Source organism: Alcaligenes ammonioxydans, from assembly GCF_019343455.1.
In the GTDB taxonomy this organism is placed as follows: Bacteria; Pseudomonadota; Gammaproteobacteria; order Burkholderiales; family Burkholderiaceae_B; genus Alcaligenes; species Alcaligenes ammonioxydans.
In genome coordinates this window covers 433,060-455,072 of sequence record NZ_CP049362.1, presented here as the reverse complement: position 1 = coordinate 455,072, position 22,013 = coordinate 433,060, and the positions used below count along the sequence as shown (strand labels likewise).

General features: G+C 55.8%; 16 protein-coding genes and 1 tRNA gene. 8 read left to right on the top strand and 9 right to left on the bottom strand.

Annotated elements, in window-relative coordinates; genetic code table 11:
* The 3 genes from FE795_RS02050 (at position 1) to FE795_RS02040 (ending at position 6,340) form a co-directional block, all read left to right on the top strand.
* On the top strand, positions 1–1,659 hold the full coding sequence (locus FE795_RS02050) for an RNA-binding domain-containing protein (RefSeq protein WP_219235558.1): 1,659 nt from the start codon (positions 1–3) through the stop codon (positions 1,657–1,659).
* A 103-nt stretch (positions 1,660–1,762) separates the two neighbouring features.
* On the top strand, positions 1,763–4,810 hold the full coding sequence (locus tag FE795_RS02045; protein ID WP_219235556.1) for a type III restriction-modification system endonuclease: 3,048 nt from the start codon (positions 1,763–1,765) through the stop codon (positions 4,808–4,810).
* A 1,329-nt stretch (positions 4,811–6,139) separates the two neighbouring features.
* Complete coding sequence (locus FE795_RS02040; protein WP_219235554.1) at positions 6,140–6,340, top strand: MbcA/ParS/Xre antitoxin family protein; 201 nt, start codon at positions 6,140–6,142, stop codon at positions 6,338–6,340.
* Positions 6,341–6,482: 142 nt separating this feature from the next.
* Here FE795_RS02040 and FE795_RS02035 read toward each other — a convergent pair whose 3' ends face one another.
* Both FE795_RS02035 and FE795_RS02030 read right to left on the bottom strand, forming a co-directional pair.
* A complete protein-coding gene (locus FE795_RS02035; RefSeq protein WP_219235552.1) occupies positions 6,483–7,103 on the bottom strand; it encodes a hypothetical protein in 621 nt (206 codons plus the stop codon).
* The gene (locus FE795_RS02030; protein ID WP_219235550.1) at positions 7,096–7,329 is read right to left on the bottom strand and encodes a DNA-binding protein; all 234 of its coding nucleotides are present in this window, start codon (positions 7,327–7,329) and stop codon (positions 7,096–7,098) included. The genes FE795_RS02035 and FE795_RS02030 overlap by 8 nt, the downstream gene beginning before the upstream one ends.
* Before the next feature lie 563 nt (positions 7,330–7,892).
* Between FE795_RS02030 and FE795_RS02025 the strand changes: the two genes are divergently transcribed.
* The gene (locus FE795_RS02025; RefSeq protein ID WP_219235549.1) at positions 7,893–8,069 is read left to right on the top strand and encodes a hypothetical protein; all 177 of its coding nucleotides are present in this window, start codon (positions 7,893–7,895) and stop codon (positions 8,067–8,069) included.
* Between the two features lie 84 nt (positions 8,070–8,153).
* Here the strand turns inward: FE795_RS02025 and FE795_RS02020 are convergent, their stop codons facing one another.
* The 5 genes from FE795_RS02020 to ilvD form a co-directional block, all read right to left on the bottom strand.
* Positions 8,154–9,221, bottom strand: coding sequence for a site-specific integrase (locus FE795_RS02020; protein ID WP_219235547.1), 1,068 nt, complete (start codon positions 9,219–9,221; stop codon positions 8,154–8,156).
* 142 nt (positions 9,222–9,363) lie between these two features.
* Positions 9,364–9,448, bottom strand: a tRNA-Leu gene (locus FE795_RS02015).
* Between the two features lie 308 nt (positions 9,449–9,756).
* Positions 9,757–10,821, bottom strand: a complete 1,065-nt coding sequence (locus FE795_RS02010) for an AI-2E family transporter (protein ID WP_003804212.1) — start codon at positions 10,819–10,821, stop codon at positions 9,757–9,759.
* A gap of 529 nt (positions 10,822–11,350) precedes the next feature.
* Positions 11,351–12,178 (bottom strand): ammonia-dependent NAD(+) synthetase, encoded by an 828-nt coding sequence (gene nadE, locus FE795_RS02005; RefSeq protein ID WP_003804213.1) that lies wholly within the window; start codon positions 12,176–12,178, stop codon positions 11,351–11,353.
* Positions 12,179–12,672: 494 nt separating this feature from the next.
* Positions 12,673–14,532 (bottom strand): dihydroxy-acid dehydratase, encoded by a 1,860-nt coding sequence (gene ilvD / locus FE795_RS02000; protein WP_131071231.1) that lies wholly within the window; start codon positions 14,530–14,532, stop codon positions 12,673–12,675.
* A 163-nt stretch (positions 14,533–14,695) separates the two neighbouring features.
* Between ilvD and ppc the strand changes: the two genes are divergently transcribed.
* Together ppc and FE795_RS01990 are read left to right on the top strand one after the other, a co-directional pair.
* Positions 14,696–17,530, top strand: coding sequence for a phosphoenolpyruvate carboxylase (ppc, locus tag FE795_RS01995; protein ID WP_131071230.1), 2,835 nt, complete (start codon positions 14,696–14,698; stop codon positions 17,528–17,530).
* A gap of 138 nt (positions 17,531–17,668) precedes the next feature.
* Positions 17,669–18,451, top strand: a complete 783-nt coding sequence (locus FE795_RS01990) for a sulfite exporter TauE/SafE family protein (RefSeq protein ID WP_219235544.1) — start codon at positions 17,669–17,671, stop codon at positions 18,449–18,451.
* A gap of 62 nt (positions 18,452–18,513) precedes the next feature.
* Here the strand turns inward: FE795_RS01990 and FE795_RS01985 are convergent, their stop codons facing one another.
* On the bottom strand, positions 18,514–19,056 hold the full coding sequence (locus FE795_RS01985) for a class I SAM-dependent methyltransferase (RefSeq protein ID WP_219235542.1): 543 nt from the start codon (positions 19,054–19,056) through the stop codon (positions 18,514–18,516).
* A 118-nt stretch (positions 19,057–19,174) separates the two neighbouring features.
* Here FE795_RS01985 and FE795_RS01980 point away from each other — a divergent pair, with 118 nt between their 5' ends.
* Positions 19,175–19,396, top strand: coding sequence for a hypothetical protein (locus FE795_RS01980; RefSeq protein ID WP_003804227.1), 222 nt, complete (start codon positions 19,175–19,177; stop codon positions 19,394–19,396).
* 4 nt (positions 19,397–19,400) lie between these two features.
* Entirely contained in the window at positions 19,401–20,615 is a 1,215-nt protein-coding gene (locus tag FE795_RS01975) for a class I SAM-dependent methyltransferase (RefSeq protein WP_003804229.1), read from the top strand.
* A 248-nt stretch (positions 20,616–20,863) separates the two neighbouring features.
* Here the strand turns inward: FE795_RS01975 and FE795_RS01970 are convergent, their stop codons facing one another.
* Positions 20,864–22,006: a hypothetical protein gene (locus FE795_RS01970; RefSeq protein ID WP_407927730.1), complete on the bottom strand. Its 1,143-nt coding sequence runs from the start codon at positions 22,004–22,006 to the stop codon at positions 20,864–20,866.
* Between the last annotated feature and the right edge of the window lie 7 nt (positions 22,007–22,013).

Here is a 22,013-nt window from a genome sequence, read left to right as displayed (position 1 = left end):
ATGGATTCATTGGAACTTGGAGCCGTACTGGAACGCCTGATTGCTACTTGGGAGAACGAGGTGGTGGAGTTCAAGCAGGCGGGCAACGATTACGACACGGACAAGATCGGCGAGTATTTCTCTGCTTTGAGTAATGAAGCCAATCTGCGGGGTGCGGAGCGCGGCTGGCTGGTTTTCGGCGTCAATGATAAGACTCGTACGGTGGTGGGAACGAATTACCGTCCCGAGCCGGAGCGTCTGCAAGGTCTGAAGAATCAAATTGCCCAGAACACTGAGCCCAGCATCACCTTCCGCAATATTCATGTGTTGAGTGATGAAAAGGGTCGTGTAGTGCTGTTTGAGATTCCGGCAGCGCCGCGCGGCATTCCCATTGCCTGGAAGGGGCATTACTACGCCCGGGCTGGTGAAAGCCGTGCTCCTCTCGGTCTCGACAAGCTGGATGAGATTCGCCAGCAGACCCTGGCCATGGACTGGACGGCGCAAATTGTCCCTGGTGCCACGTTGGATGATCTGGATGAGAAGGCTGTACGCAAAGCCCGGGAATCCTTCGCTCAGAAGTATGCCAATCGCATCACGCTTGAAGAAGTCATGGGCTGGCCACTGGCATCGTTTCTTGACCGCGCTCGCTTGACCCAGGATGGACAAGTCACCCGTACCACTTTGCTACTGCTGGGCAAGGCGGAATCGGCCTGGTGGCTTTCACCGCATCCGGCGCAATTGACCTGGAGTCTGGAAGGCCCTGAGCGTGCTTATGAGCACTTTGGCTTGCCCTTCCTGCTCAACACGACTCAACTGTATCAGCGTATTCGCAATATCCAGCTGCGCATCTTGCCGCAAGATGAGCTATTGCCGGTGGAAGTGCCGAAGTACGACCAGAAGATCGTTCTTGAAGCCTTGCATAATTGCATCGCCCATCAGGACTACAGCCGCAATGGGCGTGTGGTGGTCACGGAGCAGCTGGATCGGCTGACCTTTGCCAATGAAGGGGGGTTCTTTGACGGCCAGCCGACCGAGTATATCGAAGGCACCAAGATTCCTCGCCGCTACCGCAATCCGTTTCTGGCCCAGGCGATGGCTGAACTGAACATGATCGACACCATGGGTTATGGCATCCGCGATATGTACATCGGGCAGGCTCGGCGCTATTTCCCAATGCCGGATTACGATCTGAGCGAGCCGGGGGCGGTGAAAATGACCTTGTACGGTGGTGTGGTCGATATTGCTTACAGCCGCCTGCTGATTCAGAACACCAACCTCCCATTGACGGATGTGCTGGCATTGGATCGAGTGCAAAAGAAATTGCCCATCCCGGATGAGGCAGCCACTCGTTTGCGCAAAGCCGGGTTGATCGAGGGGCGCAGGCCCAACTACTTTGTTTCTGCCGTCATTGCTTCAGCGACAGCCAATAAGGCCGACTATATCCGTACCCGCGCCCAGGATGACGAGTTCTACGCCAAGTTGGTGATGGATTATCTGAAGCAGTTTGGGCAGGCAACCCGTGCCGAGATCAACACTCTGTTGCTGGACAAGCTGAGCGAGGCCCTGGAGGCAGAGCAGAAAGAGAAGAAAATAGGCAACCTTTTGACCAAATTACGGCGTGCTGGGCGGATCAAAAATACGGGTAGCCGTGGACAACCGTTGTGGAAACTTGCAGAATGAATGCAGTAAGGCTGTCTGGATTGACCCTATATAAATCAATGATTTACGTCTTTCTGCTGCCCGGATTTGCAGAAAGAATGCAGAAAGAAAGGCGCGTACTGCGATGAAACTGAAATTCAAGACTCAAGCTTACCAGACCGCTGCTGTGCAGGCCGTGGTGGACTGTTTCAAGGGTCAGCTACCGGCGTCCAGCGAGGCCATCAGTTACCGCATCGACCCTGGTAAGGCCAAGGCGAAGACGGATAGTCTGTTTTCCGACGCGGGCTTCAAGAATGCCGACCTGGTGCTGTCAGATACGGCTTTGCTCGACAATATCCAGCAGGTGCAGCGAGCCCAGAACCTGCCTGTTTCCGATGCGCTGGCCAAGACCAAGATCGCCCGCGTGAATCTGGACGTGGAGATGGAAACCGGCACGGGCAAGACCTACTGCTACATCAAGACCATTTTTGAGCTGAACCAGCAGTATGGCTGGAGTAAGTTCATCATTGTGGTGCCCAGCATCGCTATCCGCGAGGGCGTAGCCAAATCGTTGGAGATCACTGCAGAGCACTTTCTGCAGAGCTACCAGAAGAAGGCGCGCTTCTTCATCTACAACTCCAAACAGTTGCATCACCTGGAGAGCTTTTCGTCGGACGCTGGCATCAACGTGATGGTAATCAACGTGCAGGCGTTCAATGCCACCGGCAAGGACAATCGGCGCATTTATGAAGAACTGGACGACTTCCAATCACGCAGGCCGATTGATGTCATCAGTGCTAACCGTCCGATCCTGATCCTGGACGAGCCGCAGAAGATGGAAGGCGGCAAGACCCTGGATTCGTTGGTGAACTTTAAGCCGCTGATGGTGCTGCGTTACTCGGCCACCCACAAGACCACACACAACAAGATTCACCGGCTAGACGCATTGGATGCCTACAACCAGAAGCTGGTGAAGAAAATCGCGGTGCGGGGCATTGCGGTGAAGGGGTTGGCTGGAACAGCGGGTTATCTGTACCTGCAGTCCATCGAAATTTCGAGCAAGAAGCCACCCGAGGCGCGTGTTGAGTTCGAGCAGAGGCTGGCAGGCGGCAATATCAAGCGCGTCGTTCGCAAGCTGGGCAAAGGCGACAATCTGTTTGAGCTTTCGAATGAGCTGGATCAATACCGCAATGGCTTTATCGTGTCAGACATCAATGCCAATACCGACACACTGAGCTTTACCAACGGTGTGGAGCTGACGGTGGGCGATGCGACTGGCGATGTGACTGAGGCCGCGCTACGCCGTATTCAGATTCGCGAAGCGATCAAGGCGCACTTCGACAAGGAGCAGGTGCTGTTCCAGCAGGGCATCAAAGTGCTGACCTTGTTTTTTATCGACGAAGTGGTTAAATACCGGGACTATTCCGCTGACGACGAGAAGGGCGAATATGCCCGCATGTTTGAGGAAGAATACGAGCTGTACCTCAACGAGATGCTTGATCTCGATGAAACGCCCTATATTAAATACCTGAGAGGTATTAACGTGGGTAAGACCCACAGCGGCTACTTTTCTATCGACAAGAAGAGTAAGCGGCTGGCTGACCCCACGGTGGCGAAGCGCGGCGAAAACGCCGGACAGTCCGATGATGTGGATGCCTATGATCTGATCTTGAAGGATAAGGAGCGGCTGCTGTCGCTGAACGAGCCGGTGCGTTTTATATTCTCGCATTCGGCCTTGCGTGAAGGCTGGGACAACCCGAACGTGTTCGTCATCTGCACGCTCAAGCACAGTGACAACACCATTTCACGGCGTCAGGAGGTGGGGCGGGGTTTGCGGCTGTCGGTCAATCAGAATGGTGATCGAATGGATCATCCGGCCACAGTGCATGATGTCAACGTGTTGACGGTGGTGGCCAGCGAGAGCTACAAGGACTTTGTGGCGGCGCTGCAGAAGGACATCAGCGAGTCGCTGTCGGCGCGGCCCAGGGTAGCGGATAAAGCCTACTTCACTGGCAAGACGCTGTACACGGCAGAAGGGCTGGTCACAGTGTCGGACGATCAGGCGACGGATATCGAGTTTTATCTGATCCAGAACGGCTATGTGGACAGAAAACGCAGCATCACCGGGAAATATCATCAGGCGAAGAAGGAGGGCGCACTGGCGGAACTGCCGGAGGAATTGTTGCCACACGCCGAACAAGTGTTCCAACTTATCGACAGCGTGTTTAGCGAAAATCAGCTGCCGGACATTGGCGATGACCGCAAGCCGAAGAAAAACCCGCTCAATGACAATTTCGAGAAGCAGGAGTTCAAGGAGCTTTGGGCCAGAATCAACCGCAAGGCGGCCTACAGCGTCGACTTTGATTCGGACGAGCTGGTGCAGAAGGCCGTCAAGGAATTGGACGCCAGCCTGCGCGTCACGCCACTGCAATACACTATCCAGGCGGGCGAACAGACTGACGATGTGACTGCTGATGTGCTCAAACGTGGAGATGGTTTTAAGATTTCCGAAACAGCCATTGAATACAACAAGCAGTCCATCCATTCAGCGGTCAAGTACGATCTGATCGGCAAGCTGGCCGAAGGTACTCAATTGACCCGCCGCACGGTGGCGGAGATCCTCAAGGGCGTCAATGTCGCGGTCTTTGCGCAGTTCAAAACTAACCCGGAAAGTTTTATTTCTGAGGCCACGCGACTGATCAATGAGCAGAAGGCAACCGTCATTATCGAGCACCTGACCTACGATGCGGTCGAGGACAAGTTCGACCTTGATATCTTCACCGCCGGGCAGGCCAAACAGGATTTCAGTAAGGCCGGTGACAAGCTGCAGAGGCACATCTACGACTATGTGGTGACGGACTCAAACGTAGAACGGGCGTTCGTGACAGAGCTAGATTCGGCCATAGAAGTCGTGGTATACGCCAAGTTGCCACGCGGTTTCCTGATACCGACACCGGTTGGCGACTACAACCCCGACTGGGCCATCAGCTTCAAGGAAGGCGCGGTGAAGCATATCTATTTTGTGGCGGAAACCAAAGGATCGATGTCGTCAATGGACTTACGCGAAATCGAGAAAACCAAGATTCAATGCGCACGCAAATTCTTCGAGCAGATGAACCGCCGCTTTGCCCCGGAAAACGTCCAGTACGACGTAGTGGACAGTTTTGGGAAGCTGATGGAAGTGGTGAGGTGACAAGCTCAGACTCTGCGGGTCGGAGGGGTGGCTTGCGCTCAGAGTAAGGCGGTAGACCGTTGCCGAAGCTGAGCTGAGCGTACCTGTCTTCAGTAGCCTGGGTCGCAGTAAGCTCCCAGTCTGGAGTACTTTGAATGTCTTTGACGGATAACGAGACTCTGGGCCTTGCTCAAGATGTGTTGAAGACACTTTCTTCTTACCCCGCGCCCTTGATCCAAAGTATCCCTGTTCGCGCGCAACAATTGACTCCATCACTTCTTGGGTGATCTCCCAAAAAATGTCGGTCACCTTTCGCGCATCTGTCGCAACGACATAAAGCTCTGCGTTTACAAGCCGCCTCACCGTCTCTGTGAATGTCCGATTTACAGAATCAAGCTCGGCAGATGTCGCATCGTCACGTTCTGACGTATCGTTCTTGCTGCTGAGATATTCCAAGTCGCGCACAATGTCAGTATTTGTGGCGCTATTCAACACCATTACTCCTGGCCAGTTACTTACCAAATTACTATCTATCTGGTACATGGATCCAATGTACCAAATGCGCCGAAAGCGGCTCAAAGTACCAAATGTAGGTTCACACATACCATGTACCAAATATTTGGTATGTTGCCGCAGCAAAAAGTGAGCTTTTGAAAGCTTTGGCGTTAATGTTCCACATATTTGGTACATGGGAAAAGATATCTGAAGGGAGAGCGCGTCGAAATAGCACTTTTGTGGCCAACTTTTTTGGTGTTAGGGCCTTGGAGTCGAGCACACGCATAGCGCCGTCTGATGCCACTCAGACGCAGACCACTCTGAACAAAATGCCATGCAAACCGCGTTCAACCTGACAGTTAAGCGACATCATGGCCGTAAACAGGCTTTAAATTAGCCCCTGTTGTGACGGAGTGTCGGGTTGAGCGCGGTTTTCGTGTCAGTCAGATTGAGAAAATAAAACATATAGGTTTATTGCAGGCGCGAAACTGACGGGTTAAGAGCGCTTTGGCCGTCCTGCCTTAGAGGCTGCCCGCTTCGAAACCGCGCTAAACTGTCTATCTGCCAGAGATGGGAAGGAGCCGGGATGGATCTGCTTTCTTTATTTGCAGTGCTGTGTTTCACGTTGTTTTTTGTGTTCTTGTGCATTGCGGGCATGCACGCAAACAGGAAACGGTCAGCGTACGAGGAGTCGCAAAAATTGCCCAAGCTACTCATCGAACAGGGCTACCGCTCCATACGAAGAAAGTGAAGGTGTTCGTTGCGCCATCTCTTTTTCTTGGCGCTCCTTCCCGAGTCCATGTCAAATGACAGAATTCAAAGTATCAGTCGGTTGGGGCTAAAAGGAGGATCACAATGGAATCGATCAAAAGCGTCCGAGCCGTCACTTTGTTGGCAGAAGAAGTGTTTGAAGACGAAGCAGTCGCGTTGGCCTGGATGTCTTCGTCCAACCAGGCTTTGGGTGGCAATAGTCCGGTTATGCATTGCAAGACCGCCGTTGGTGTGCAGCAAGTGCGTCGGATCCTTAATGCTCTTGAATATGGTGGCGCGGCCTAATGAACGCTGAAAACCCGCATATTTGCTTGCTATAACATGAACAGCAGTTCTAAACACTCCTATCCTTGAATACCGGACATTCTGGCCGGAATGTCCGGTATTGTATCTATGGCGGTATTTAAATACCGGTTTTCATACCGATCTAGACGCTAAGAATTTTTTTCATTTTCTGAAGATGAACTGATCCGACACAGTGTCCGTTGTCGTCGGGTGGTGGTTGGCCTGGGATGAAATTTAGAAGATCGGCCTTCGACTGTTCTGTTAATTGGGAGCGTAACCGTTGATCAAGCAGGTTATATAGCTTCCCTGCCTTATCGGGGGCTCGGGCCGAATAGTCTTCGAGGTAGTCTTGCAGCCATTTGGCAGGCATCCTCAATAACTCCTCAACTGTTTTCCCGATTAGTCGTTCGCCGGCAGCTTGGGAGGCGACATTATGCTCCCACCAGACTTTTACCCAGACGAAATAGCTCGCCTCATCGTAATCCACAAGCGCTTCATCCACTAGCCGCTTGAGAACAGGTTTGAATTGGGTTTCTACGTCCCATCCCAACTCTGCTGCGACGCTGGCTAACTTGATTTCGTAGGCGCCGATAACGTTTGAGTACGGTGAGGTTAAAAAATAAATGAGAAGATACTTATCTTCCACTGTGCAGCCATGAAGTCTGTTGTAGCTCCATAGGCACTTGTCACAGATCGTCCTTTGCCGTCCCTGAAGTGCTCCTTTGGCTGTTGTGGTGATACGGTTTTTCTTGGCCTCACTCATTATGCTCACCACCACTTGAATTGTCGATAATCTGAGCTATATCGGCAGCACGAAAGTATATTCGTCTACCTACTTTCACGCGGGCTGAGTTCCATGTTTGAGCAAACTCATTATTTCCGTTGAGGGCGATTCGAAGCCCATCTTTGCTTCTTTTTAGAAGCTGCGCCAATTCACATAGCGAAAGTAAAGGGCCGTATTTTTGAGTGAGGGCTTTTTCCATGCTCACAGAAGTACTCCTATTAAACTGTGAAAAACATCTTCTTTGCACGGTTATCTTCGTACTTCGGAGCAGGGTGAGCGCCTGATGGATTGGCCCAAATCGGGACGTTTAAGAGATTTTCCCCCACTCTGATTGGAAGTTTTCTGTGGCGAGCTGTGGATAACTTATGTTGGTCAAGTGTAGGGATAGAGTTATAGATAAGGTTATGGTTATAGTTACCTCAACCGTATCGGTATGGTATCGATAGAGTATAGAAATACAGTAATTTATTGATTTTAAATGGATTTAATCTTTTTCTGCTGAAGCGATATACCGTATTTGTATGGTACCTAAGGGAGTAATGGAGGAGAGCTGTTCAGGGATTCTTATAGATGGAAAATCCACTCGTCCCGATGGATGTTCTTATGACTCGAAAAGCCGGTCGAGCACGTCGTCAGACATAGAAAAAATTTCGCATGCGAAATTTTCTGCAAGATAAGGGGTGCGCGAAGCCCCTGTATCGGCAATAGCCCTGAGGGGACTTTGATCATTACGATTGTTTCTAAACTAGAGTTCGTGGAAGATTAAACATGACAGCAACCCATGTGTTTTCCGATTGGGTCGAGCAAGAAGAAGGCGACCGACTGATTCAGGCCGCGCTGGAAGACGTGGACGCAGGTAGCATCATTGACCATGAGACAGTGCAAGCGTGGGCAGAGAGCCTGAGCGCCCCTCAACCGTTGCGGCTACCGAATTGTTCGCGTTAAGCCGACTCCCTTTGTGTGCAGGAAACAGCCGAAAAGATTTCGCATGCGAAATCTTTTCGGCTTAACGAAGGTGCAGAAGAGGGGTTATTTGCTCAGATTGTCCAATTTCCCGACCAGATCCTCTGCACGCAAATGCGTATACCGCTTCAGCATTTGCATGCTCTTATGCCCGCTGATTGCAGCGACTTCTTGATCTGACAGCCCGGCCTCGACGAACCGGCTAACCGCTTCGTGCCGCAGGTCGTGAAATCGAAAATCCGTCAGGCCAGCCGCTTTCTTGGCGTCAGCCCAGGCCTTGTCAAACAAGTAAGGCCGCCGCACACCATCCCGACCGGGCTCACCAAAGAATACCAAGTCAGTCTCAGGTGGGCGAATCGGATTTTCCATCGCAGCCTTAAATGCAGCCGTGGCAACCTTTGTCAGCGGAACGGTCCTTGGCGATGAATTTTTCGTGATATCCAGACGGACAACCCGCTTCTCTAGATCAACCTGGTGGAGCCGTAGGCCGCCGATCTCCGAAAGTCGCATGCCTGTTTCTAACGCGATCCGTACGATCCAACTGAACATTGGGTTTGAGTACGCATCCACAGCTGCTAACAGGCGCTTGTTCTCTGCTGGCGTCAGCCGACGATTCCGGCCGGCACCAGGAGCAGGGCGGCGAATTTGAGCAACAGGGTTAAAAGGCAGCCCGATCCCCCATTCTTTGATCGCCACGGTGAATAAGTGGCTCAACAGCGCCAGCTCCAGTCGGACGGTATTGTTGCTGCGAGGAACCAGCTTGCCGTTTTCGTCAGGGTCACCAGCCAGCCGCATGTCACGGTATTCGGCAACAACGTCAGCACTCAGTGCTGCCAGCGAATACTTCCCAAGATGCTTCAGCAGCGGTTGCGCCTTCTTATGCTCAGAGATGCGGGTGGATTCTCGTTTGGTGGGTGTGACTTCTTGCAGGTAACGCTTAAGCGCCGCTGCAACGGTCATCCGTTCACCTGGAGCGCGTTGTATATAGACTCCCCGTACCATTTCATCTTCAGTACGCCGCGCCCAGTCCTCTGCATCACGCTTTGTTCTAAATGTCTTGGACGCAGTAGGCCAGCCTGTCTTGCGAATGACAGCTTTCCAGGTGCCAGAAGGGGTCTTAACGATAGTTGCCATGCGAGTCAAAGTTCCGAAAAGTACACTCGGCGCTTCACCACTGTACCGAAACTGTACCTGAGTCGCAAACCTTGGAAATCCCTCAGCTTTGGGGCAGAACTGAAACCACTCTAAGGAGTTGTATTTATTAGTGTTTTTAGAGTGGTGCCCGGGGCCGGAATCGAACCGGCACGCCTTGCGGCGGGGGATTTTGAGTCCCCTGCGTCTACCAATTTCACCACCCGGGCTAGGTATGGCAACCTGGGAATCCAGGCTTGGAAGGAAAGATTGTTATTATACGCAGATTTTTGAATATTTTGGCAAGTATCCAGGCAATTTTTTTTGTTTCAGCGCCAGCTCGGCCGATCTTCTGTCCAACTCCCCTTTTATTACATCTTTTCCGCCCGCTTTGTCACAGTTGCTTAAGTTATGACAAGCCCTTTTCACAAGGCCTGAGTTCTGCCCGGCCTGGTCTGATTCACCTTCCTAGGCCTGCAAAAAAACAGGCCAGGTGCATTGCCCTGGCCTGCTCCGTCTTCTGCTCGGCGTGAAGGGGCTAGTCCGCAGCGGCCACCTGTCCGTTACGTATCCACTCACGCCAGATCGCGACCAGTAAGGCCATCAAAACCGGGCCGATGAATAAACCCACAATACCCATAGTTTGAACCCCGCCCACCAGTCCAAAAAAGGTGGGCAGAAAAGGCAGTTTTACCGGGCCGCCGACCAGGCGAGGTCTTAGCGTTTTATCCACAATGAACAGTTCGATTGCGCCCCACAGAAACAGGCTGACGCCCGCAACCAGGTGGCCTGAACCGACCAGATAAAGCGAGACCAGGGTGAAGGACAAGGGTGCGCCACCGGGAATCAGCGCCATGAAGCCGGTGATAACGCCCAGTAATACGGGTGACGGCACACCCGCAATCCAATAGGCAATCCCCAGGACGACGCCCTCTCCCAAGGCAATCAGGCCCATGCCAGTGACCGTGGAGTTCACGGTTGCGGGCACGACGCGGGAGAAACGCTGCCAGCGACCCGGCAGGATGCGTTCGCCCACGATGTCCAGCTGAGCCAGTAAGCGGTCGCCATCTTTGAAAATAAAAAACAGCGTGATCAGCATGAACAATACGGTCAGCAACAAGTGGAACACGTTGCCGGTGGCGGAAAGCACCATGCGGTAGATATTGCCCAGATGCTGGCCGCTGACCATTTCCACCAGTTCACCCAGTGCATGGGGTTCGCCTAGATAGAGCTGCCAATACGCGGTCAGACGTTCGCCCACCAGTGGCATGGCCTTGATCCACTCGGGCGTGGGTGTGCCGTAGCGGTTGGCGGCCAGCGCCCAGGTGATAAAGCTGCTGGCTTCCTGAATGGCAAAGGACAAGGCCAGGGATAAGGGCACAACCAGCACGACGATGACGACCAGCAAGGCCAGGGTGGCGGCTAATGCGTTACGTCCATTGCACCGGACGACCAGGCGTTTATATAAAGGCCAACCGGCCAGGCCAATGATAAGTGCGGCCAGAACAGGGACCAGAAATCCCTTCAAAAAATAGACGCCTGCGGCCAGCAAGAGCAGCAATAGCCAGCGAGCGATGAGAAATGCGGGTAAGACGGGTTGCATAAACGGTGGAGACCCTCTTGTCTATTGGTCTGGGCATGGGTCGGTGCCCGAAAGTATTTTTTGACGATAGCATGATCGCAGGCCAAGGAATACCCGTTTCTTACAACAAGCTGATCACGGTTCTTCAGCTTATGACAGGGTTGGGGCCGCAGGCACGATCCGCACAGGTCAAGACTCATCAGAACGGGGGTTGTCGCAGTATGAAAGGGGAAGGCTACCTGACTTGAGCGAGGCGGCTCTTTGCCCTTCGTGTGTTCTGCTTCGCACCACGTTTTGCCAAGTCTACTCCTGCTGCTGTGAAACCGCTTAAACGCTTCTTTCACCAAGCAGGGTCTGGTATACCGATAGGCGGATAGGAGGCTTGGGGCCAGCTTGGGAAGGTGGACTCGCCCCGCTATCCAGGCAGACGTAAAAACGCCCTAAGGCACCATGCCGTAGGGCGTTTTATTGTGTTTATCAGTCCGGGAAGTGGGCCTCTCTCAGCACGAGAGTCGGTAAGCGCAGGCCGATCATCCCTTATCCTCCCCGATCAGGGCGCCACCGGCAAGGCGCGTTTATGCGCCGATGCACGGAATGTCTTGATGATGATCTGTGTCGCCTCGTCATCAATGACTTTACCTTCCAAGAAGTCATCGATCTGCTCGTAGCTGACTCCAAAGGCCTCCTCGTCCGGCTTCAAGGGAGTCAGGCTTTCCAGGTCGGCGGTCGGGACTTTAAAGACCAAATCATCAGGGGCCCCCATCGCGGAGGCCAGAGCACGTACACGTCGTTTGTTCAAGCCCGCCAGGGGGGTAATGTCTGCGGCGCCATCACCGAATTTCGTAAAAAACCCCATCAAGGCCTCTGCGGCGTGATCGGTACCGACCACCAGCCCCCCCCTGGCCCCGGCAATGGCATACTGAGCCACCATGCGCTGGCGAGCTTTGATATTGCCCATCAAAAAGTCCTGTTGCGCCGCATCACGAAATGTCAGGCCGGAGGCCAGCAACTGTTCCAGCATGGCATCCGAGGCAGGCTTCACGTTCACAACCAGCGTCTGATCGGGATTGATGACCTTCAGGCCTCCTTGCGCGTCTTTCTCATCGGCCTGTTCACCGTAGGGTAGACGGACAGCAATAAACTGCGCCTGATGGCCTTGCTCCCGCGCCTGCTCGACAGCGCGCTGAGACAGGCATCCTGCCGCCAGGGAGTCCACGCCCCCACTAATCCCCAGGACCAGGCTACGGCAACCGGTGCGCAGTAGATAGTCACTTAGAAAGCGGACGCGACGTTCAATTTCCTGCTGAACGTCGAAATGATCCATCATTCCCAATTCCGCACGAATACTGGCTTGCAAAGCGCGTTGATCATCAGTCATGGCGCAGGCTCTCTACACAAAGTGAACAATAATTCGATTGTAAAGGACTGGAGAAACTGTGCCAGACGGGAGGGGCATCTCCCGTTATTTAATGCGTAAGCAAGCTATGCTGGACCAGAAAGCCCAACACAACAGAAAACCAGGGACTGTTGCTCCTCTAAAGCCGCCCAAGCCCGCAGCCCCTGGCTCCAGACGAGTCAGACAGCTTGTCGCAGGGGGAGTCTGTCTTCGGGATTCACGCACTCTGCTGTTTAAGCGCGACGCTTATAGTTCGTCCGGCAGATGAGCTATCGCGCGCGTTCAGCGTGCGCCCGAAGGCAAACTCAGACAAAGGTAGCGGTGCGCAGCATCGGCAAGCCATCCGCCTGGAGCCAGGGGCTGCGGGCTTGGGCTACGTTTATACGAAGATCAACACCAGCCCCACCCTCAAAACCCATAAAAAAACCCCATCTGCCAGAACAGATGGGGTTTCATCAGCTAAACCTTAATTGGGCTTAGCGATCCAGTTGCGACACGTCGCGCACAGCGCCACGGTCTGCCGAAGTAGCCAGCGCGGCATACGCTTTCAGGGCCTGCGACACAACACGTTCGCGGTTCACAGGTTTCCAGGCCTTGGCACCACGCGATTCCATTTCGGCGCGGCGTGCCGCCAATTCCTCATCGCTGATCGCCAGGTGAATACGACGGTTGGGGATATCGATTTCGATGGTATCGCCATCTTGTACCAGGGCGATATTGCCGCCCTCGGCCGCTTCCGGGGAAGCATGACCAATCACCAAGCCGGACGATCCGCCCGAGAAGCGGCCATCGGTAAACAGCGCCGAACTTTTGCCCAGCCCCATCGATTTCAGGTAGGAGGTGGGGTACAGCATTTCCTGCATGCCGGGGCCGCCTTTGGGACCTTCGTAGCGAATGATGACCACGTCACCCGCCTTGACCACACCGTCCAGAATGGCGGCAACGGAATCGTCCTGGCTTTCGTAAACACGAGCTGTGCCAGTGAAGGTCAGGATGCTTTCATCCACACCTGCCGTTTTAACAATGCACCCGTTGATGGCCAGATTGCCGTACAGCACGGCCAGCCCGCCGTCTTGCGAGTAAGCATGGGCCTTGTCACGAATACAGCCATTGGCACGATCGGTGTCCAGTTCCTGATAGTAGCGGTCCTGGCTGAAGGCCACTTGGGTGGGAATGCCACCAGGGGAAGCACGGAAGAAGTCGCTGATGGCTTTGACGTTGTCGCCCTTGACGTCCCAACGCTTGATGGCTTCACGCAAGGTGCCGCTGTGTACGTTGCCCACGTCCAGATTGAGCAGGTCAGCCCGAGCCAGCTCGGCCAGAATCGCCATAATGCCACCTGCGCGGTGTACGTCTTCCATATGGTATTCGGGGGTGGCAGGCGCGACTTTACACAGGCAAGGTACACGGCGCGAGATGCGGTCGATATCGGCCATGGTGAATTCCACCCCGGCTTCCTGGGCTGCGGCCAGCAAGTGCAAAACGGTGTTGGTGGAACCGCCCATGGCCACGTCCAGCGTCATGGCGTTCTCAAAAGCCTGATAGGTGGCGATGTTGCGGGGCAGAACGGATTCGTCGTCTTGCTCGTAGTAACGCTTGGCCAGATCCACGATCAGGCTGCCTGCGCGCTCAAACAGGCCTTGGCGACGCGCGTGCGTAGCCACAATGGTGCCATTACCCGGCAGGGACAGGCCCAGCGCCTCGGTCAGGCAGTTCATGGAATTGGCCGTGAACATGCCCGAACAGGAACCACAGGTGGGGCAGGCGCTGCGCTCCACGGCTTCGGCCTGTTCATCGCTCACGTTGGGATCGGCTGCCTGAATCATGGCATCGACCAGATCCAGCTTCTGCACCACGGTTTTGCCATCTGGCGAGTAGACCTTGCCCGCTTCCATCGGTCCGCCCGACACAAATACCACGGGAATGTTCAGACGCATGGCGGCCATCAACATGCCGGGGGTGATTTTGTCGCAGTTGGAGATACACACCATGGCATCGGCGCAGTGCGCGTTGACCATGTACTCCACCGAATCGGCAATCAGTTCGCGCGAAGGCAGGGAATAGAGCATGCCGCCGTGGCCCATTGCAATACCGTCGTCCACCGCAATGGTGTTGAACTCTTTTGCCACGCCACCAACCGCTTCAATTTGACGGGCCACCAACTGACCCATGTCTTTCAGGTGTACGTGACCCGGTACGAATTGCGTAAAGGAGTTCACCACCGCAATGATCGGTTTGGAGAAATCCTCGTCTTTCATACCGGTGGCGCGCCACAGGGCACGCGCGCCGGCCATATTCCGACCGTGTGTCGAGGTACGGGAGCGATATTGGGGCATGACTACTCTCTGAACAGGAAAATTATGTAAAGATACCTATCATAAACGTCCCAAGGCGCTTTGTGCGCGTCAAGGTCGGGCAGGCGTCTTACCATAGGGCAGCTACCGATCTGGCACCCAGAATCCTTTGCAGCAAAACCCCTTAGTTAACAGGAGATTGATTATGCCGCAGGCCGTGCCTGACCTTTCCAACCTGCTCAGACAGGACATCCGCTTTCTGGGCAAGACCCTGGGAGAGGTGATTCGTGACAGCGAAGGAAAGGCGACCTTCACGCTGATTGAAGCCTTGCGCAGGGCTGCCGTCAGTTTCAGACGTGAACACGATCCGCAGCAAGCACGGATTCTGGAAAAAGACATTCCCAAGCTGAACGATGCCCAGGCCCGCTCGGTGGCCCGTGCCTTTGCCTACTTTCTGCACTTGTCCAACATTGCCGAGGACCGCGACCAGAATCGTCGCCGCGAAGAGCAGGACCCGGAAAAATTGCTGGGCAGCCTGCAGCACGCCATCCAGACCCTGATGGATCAGGGCCTGAGCGCCAAGAAAATTCGCCGTTATCTGCAAGAGGCATGTGTGATGCCGGTGCTGACGGCTCACCCAACCGAAGTTCAGCGCCAAAGTACCCTGGCCGTGCATATGGCGATTGCCGATGAGCTAAACGGCCTGGACCACAAGGCCAGCGCCGCGCAATCGGCCCGCACCCAGGAGAAGCTGACCGGTCTGGTGTCGCTGCTGTGGCAAACCCGCATGCTGCGCGATCACAAGCTGACCGTACTGGACGAGATCGACAATGCGCTGGCCTATTACGGCTCCACCTTTTTGCCTACGATCCCCCAGCTCTACCACGATCTGGACCGCCTGCTGGAACCGGGCAAGAAAAGCCTGCTGGATCAGAAAACCCGCGCCCTGCCCGCTTTTTTGCGCATGGGCAGCTGGATTGGTGGCGACCGTGACGGTAATCCCAATGTAGGCCCGGAGACTGTTGAACAGGCGGTACTGCGTCAGTCCACCCGCGCCCTTCAGCATTATCTGGAACAGATTCGTCTGCTCGGTACGGAAATCTCGGTGTCCGACGCGTTAAATCGGGTCAGCAAAGACCTGGCGGCCTTGTCGGCCAGCAGCCAGGACCGCTCGCCACACCGGGTGGACGAGCCCTATCGTCGCAGCTTCATCCATCTGTACGCCCGTATGGCTGCCACGGCGCAAACCTTGCTAGGTCGCGATCTGGCCGATCGCCCCACTTACGCCGCCCCGCCCTACGCCAGTCCCCAGGAGTTCAAGGCCGACTTGCAGATCATCGCGGACTCGCTGGCAGAAAACAAAGGCGGCGCCATTGCCGGCCTGCGTTTGAACGAATTGATTCAAGCCGTGGAAGTGTTTGGCTTTCATCTGGCCACCCTGGATTTGCGCCAAAGCTCCGATGTCCACGAACGCGTGCTGGACGAGCTGTTTCGCGTGGCCGGCACACTGTACAAGGACGAACCGGTCAACTACCGCCAGTTGTCCGAAGAGGACCGTGTCCACTTGCTGCGCTCCGAGCTGCGCCATCACCGCCCCCTGGTCTCGCCCTGGTATCGCTACTCGGAAGAAACCGAAAAAGAACTGTCCATCCTGCGCAAAGCGGCCGAATGTCGTCGCCGCTTTGGCGCCCGGGCTCTGGAGCAGACGATTGTGTCGCACACTGAAACGCTGAGCGACTTGCTGGAAGTGCTGGTATTGCAGCAGGAGACCGGGCTGATCGTGCCCAACTCCGATGAGCCTGAACACCAGGGTTTGATGGTCGTTCCCCTGTTCGAGACCATCCCCGACTTGGAACGGGGCCCGCAAATCATGCAGGAATGGCTGGACATGCCAGAAATACGCCAGCGTGTACGCCATGCCCAGGATAGTGTGCAGGAAGTGATGCTGGGCTACTCGGACAGCAACAAGGACGGCGGTTACCTGACCTCCAACTGGACCTTGTACCGTGCCGAACGTGAATTTGCCCAGGTGTTCTCGCGCCGCAAAATCCGTCTGCGACTGTTCCACGGCCGTGGCGGCTCGGTAGGCCGAGGCGGCGGTTCCAGCTTCGACGCCATTCTGGCCCAACCTCCGGGCACCGTGAACGGCCAGATCCGTCTGACCGAGCAAGGCGAGATGATTCAGGGACGGTACAAAGATGCAGACGTGGGGCGCTGGCATCTGGAGCTCTTTGTCGCTGCGACGCTGGAAGCCAGTCTGGGCGCACGCAAAGGGGCACCGAATGATGACGAACATCTGGCCGCCTACGGCGAAATCATGGCCTGGATGTCCGAGCAGGCACATCAAAGCTATCGCGAGCTCGTCTACGGCACGCCCAATTTTGATCAGTACTTCTTCCAGTCCACGCCCATCAAGGAAATTGCCGGCCTGAACATTGGTTCGCGTCCCTCGTCTCGCAAGGCCACGCAAAGCATTGAAGACCTGCGCGCCATTCCCTGGAGTTTTTCCTGGGCACAATGCCGCCTGCCCATTCCAGGCTGGTACGGCATGGGCACCGCCTTGCATCGCTACCTGGAATCAGGGTTGCCCGATGATGGCTTGAACCGTGCCAAGCGCCTGGCCCAGCTGCAAGCCATGGCACGGGACTGGGCATTTTTCCGTACCCTGCTCTCCAATATGGAACAGGTGCTGGCAAAAACAGACCTGGACATCGGCCTGAAGTACGCCGGGCTGGTGGAAGACCCGGAGCTGCGCGAGACCATCTTCACGCAAATCCGCGACGAGTTCGAGCTCACCCACCGACTGTTCCGTGAAATTACCGGTCATGAGCTGCTGGCGCACGATCAGGCATTGCGAGATGCCCTGACCGAACGCTTTGCCTATATTGACCCGCTGAATCACTTGCAGGTGGAACTGCTGCGCCGCCATCGCCGCCAAGGGCAAAAAGCCAGTCAGCCAACGCGCAGTGGTGTCAATAAGCAACACGTCATCCACCTGACGATTAACGGCATTGCCGCAGGGCTGCGTAACTCGGGCTAAAGCAGAAACCAGGAAATCGGCTTTTTAATTACTTTTATAAATAAGCTAATTTCCAAAAGAAGTTAAAAGCGTACAATAAGCCATTACGTCGCTTTTTGTATAAGGCGTGATCCTTACCGGGATCACGCCCTCTGGTTTATGGTACTTGCAATCATTCTGGGAATGCTCACTGGTCTGTCGCTGGGCCTGACAGGCGCAGGCGGGGGAATTCTGGCCGTGCCCGCCCTGGTGCTGGGCATGGGCTACAGCATGACGGCGGCCACTCCCGTCGCCTTGCTGGCCGTGGGCGCGGCCGCTTTGCTGGGTGCGCTGGACGGCCTGTGCAAACATATCGTGCGCTATCGTGCAGCCGTCTTCATGGCCGTGACGGGCGCGCTGGTGACGTCACTGGGCGTGCGCATCAGCCACGCTTTACCGGAAAAGGTACTGGTAACCCTGTTTGTGCTCATCATGCTGTGGATTGCCACCAAGATGCTGCGGCGGCCCACCGTAACGGAACATGCCCACACACCCTGCTGCGTGAACCCCACAACAGGGCGCCTGCATTGGACACCCCTTGGCACGTTCACCTTGGCTGCCATTGGCGCAGTGGCCGGTTTGTTCTCGGGCATGCTGGGGGTAGGCGGCGGTTTCCTGATCGTCCCCGCCTTGAAACGCTTTAGCGATCTGTCCATGCACAGCATTGTCGCTACCTCGCTGATGCTGATCGCCCTTATCTCCTTGAGCGCCTCTGGCATGAGCCTGGCTCAGGGGGCCGTCATTCCTCTTAGCGGATGGGTGTTTGTAGCGGCCGCCATGGGTGGGATGATGATAGGTCGACAACTGGTTCCCCGTATTCCTCCTGTGCGTCTACAGCAAGGCTTTAGCATTCTGACTGCCCTGGTCGCCCTGTCCATGCTGGCCCGCACCTATCTGTTTTAGGACAGGGCACGAAACGCAAGGTCCTGCCGACTCGGCAATTCACACCTGATGCCACCCCTCTTTTACGGATTGAGCCGGTAGTCACTGAACGAGCCCCCGTCCCGCGGCCGCACAGCCACAATACGTTGAACGATATGGTCCGGCTCAGCCTGAAAACCATGCTCATAAGCCACGACATCCAGGTCGACACACCAACGCAGCAACTCCCCAGGCTGCAGCAGGAAGTCCGGATTACGTGGCCCGTTGTAGCGCTCGTTCCCCACCGCAAAGGTTTCGTAGACCAGAACCCCGCCCGGCTCCAGGCTCTCCAGCAATGTCGGCACCAAGGGACGCCACAGATACCGGGTCACCACCAGCGCGTTGAACTTGCGCCCCGCAAACGGCCAGGGAGCATTTTCAATATCAGCCTGGACAATTTCACCGTAGGGCGAGGTAGCCGCTACCGCCTCCGGGTCCCGATCCACACCAATGACGGTATTGCCGCGCTGGGCCAGCCAGCGCGCATTGCGCCCCCGGCCACAGGCTACATCCAGGACGGTGCCCGGATTGGGAATCAAGTGGGCCCAAGCCTGTAACCAGGCGCTGGCCTGTCCCCTGTCGTTCATCCTTACCTCTTTGCTCAGCAGACAAAACGCTCATGGTAACGCAGCGGGGGACAAGCTCAAGCTCCCCGCTGGCCTGGGCTACAATTGGCCCGGATTCCACGCTATTGTTTGAGGGTGTATGAAAGTCCTGCTGCAAAAACCCATATTGCTGATGGCCGTTCTGTGCCTGCCACTATGGTTTATCTACGGCAACTTCATCCTGGCTGCAGCCACGTCCATCCTGATTGGGATGCTGGTGGGCATGATCCGCACCCTGCACCAAGTGACCCAGGCCAAAAAAGCCAGCGCAAGAAGCGCCAACCCGGCTTCTTCCGAGACCCCTAACGACAAGCCCCACTGACGCCATGAATGTACTGTCCGCCCCCGCCCTGCCACACGGCCTGCCCCCACTGTCGGACGAGCTGAAAAAGCACCTTGCACAGGTCAACCACTACCTGCTGGAGCGCATTGAAGATGAAGGCGGCTTTTTGCCCTTCGATCAATGGATGCACCATGCGCTGTATGCACCGCATCTGGGGTATTACACCGGCGGCAGCACCAAATTCGGCAGCAATCAGCCAACAGGAGACTTCACCACTGCGCCGGAGCTCTCGCCCCTGTTTGCACAAACCCTGAGCCATCAGGTCAAAGAAGTCCTGGCAGGCAGCCAGTCCCTGTCCATTCTGGAGTTTGGCGCGGGCAGCGGCGCCCTGGCTTACGCGCTGATTACCGAACTGCGCCAGCAAGGCATCGAACCGCAGTATTTCATTCTGGAAGTATCCCCTGATTTGCGCGCCCGCCAGCAAGAACGTCTGGCTTGCCTGCAGGCTCAAGTCCAATGGCTGGACAGCACGCCTGATAGCTTCAAGGGCTGCGTGATTGCCAATGAAGTTCTGGACGCCATGCCCGTCAGCCTGTTCACCTTTGACGTAGAGGGCAAGGTGCTGGAAGTGGGCGTCATTGCCGCAGACGACAGCACCGCCCAGGGCCTGCCCGCGCCCTTCTATCTGGCAACCCGGCCCGCTCCTGAACATCTGGCGTTGCTGGTCGCCGAACGTGTTCAGGCGCAGCCTTTTTACCTGTCCGAGATCAATCTGCAGGCTGAAGCCTGGGTGCGTAGCATGGGCACCTGGTTAAAGCACGGCGCTGCCATTCTGATCGACTACGGGTTTCCACAGCGCGAGTACTACCACCCACAACGCGATAAAGGCACCTTGATGTGCCATTTCCGTCATTTTGCCCATGCCGAACCTCTGGTGCTGGCGGGTCTGCAAGACATTACCGCCCACGTGGACTTCACAGCCATGGCTGACGCCGCTCTGGAGGCAGGGCTGGATGTGCTGGGCTATACCAGCCAGGCCCGGTTCCTGATGAACTGCGGTATTACGCACTACCTGGCCTCCCCTCCCGACGATCCCTCCCCTGCCGCCCAGCAGCAATGGGCGCAGACCATGAGTGCTGCCAACAAGCTGCTGTCTGAGGCGGAAATGGGCGAGTTGTTCAAAGTGCTGATTATCGGGCGTGATATTCCGGCCCCGGTACTAGGAACAATGAGCGGAGATCGACGCGAGCGCCTGTAAACACATTGCCTGTCGAGCCCTGAAAGCCGCTTGCCCAGGGGCGGGACCCCTGCCCATGAAATGGCAAGATATCGACCCTGCCATCTTGAGCGTCCGTTAAGCGCGCCCAACCGTCCTTTGGCTGCAGTACGACTGTGATTCTGCGGATCACCCTTCACCTTGTCGCGAAGACAAGGTGACGAGTTAAGCGATCGATGGGCTGCATCGGCCAATGCGGGAACCTGCACACGGCCTGTAGCGAAGGAACGCTAAAGCGACTGCTCCAGGGCCGCCAGTCTGGCAGCGCGCACTGCCTCCCGGATTTTGCCAGGTTCAGCCTTGTGTTGCGCAGCAACAGCCCCTGCATCCACACTGGCCATAATCTGACGCAAGGTGTCCCAATCCTGCTCGGGAACGGCCTTCAAACAGGCAGCGGCCTGAATCAGTTGCTGGAAACGATCAGGCTTACGCAAAGCATCCAAAGACTCCATGACCTGCAAGGCGAACTCTGGCTGCGAGCGGGGCTGCAACAAGGCTGGACTACTTAAAAGAACGGGCAATAAACGGGCTTGGTCACGCCATTCAGACGGTGCACGTATCTGCTCAGCAACCTGTGCGGGCGTCTCGGAAACATGGCACAGCACGGCAAAGCATCCTGCCAGATCCAACTGCCGATCTCGGGCGATCTGAACCTGCTGACCGACATGCTCGTTGTAGGTCAGGGCGGGCATGATCCGCTCCAACGCCCCCACCTCCTGAAGCACCTCAAACATCCGGGCAGGCTGACTGGCAGACAGGCCCTTGGCCACCTCCAGGTAAACACGCTCGGGCACGAGCTCGTCAACCTCGCCGTGCTCCACCAGCTCGCGCGCCAAGGCCCAGGTATCATCAGCCACCGTGAACTGGACAAAGCGCGCAGCAAAGCGTGCCAGGCGTAACAGGCGCACGGGATCTTCACTAAAAGCGGTGCCAACATGCCGGAACAAGCGGGCCTGCAAATCTGCCAGCCCATTAAGAGGATCATGCAGATTGCCCGCTGCATCCACCGCCATGGCATTGATGGTCAGATCCCGACGACGCAAATCATCGGCCAGACTGACATCGGTACCCGTGTAGAAAGTAAAGCCTTTGTAGCCGCGACCTGATTTGCGCTCAGTCCGGGCCAGCGCGAACTCTTCTTTGCTGTGAGGATTCAAAAACACAGGAAAATCGCCGCCTACCGGGACAAAGCCGCGCGCAGCCATGTCTTCGGGTCGGGCGCCCACCACCACCCAGTCCTTGTCGCCGGCCGGCAAACCGAGCAAGGCGTCACGCACCGCGCCGCCGACTACATACACCTGCAAGCCCGCCAGCAGCGGATCTGGCGGCCCCATCAGGGCCGCCAGGGCTGCACGTTGTCTGTCATCAAGCATGGAGCAG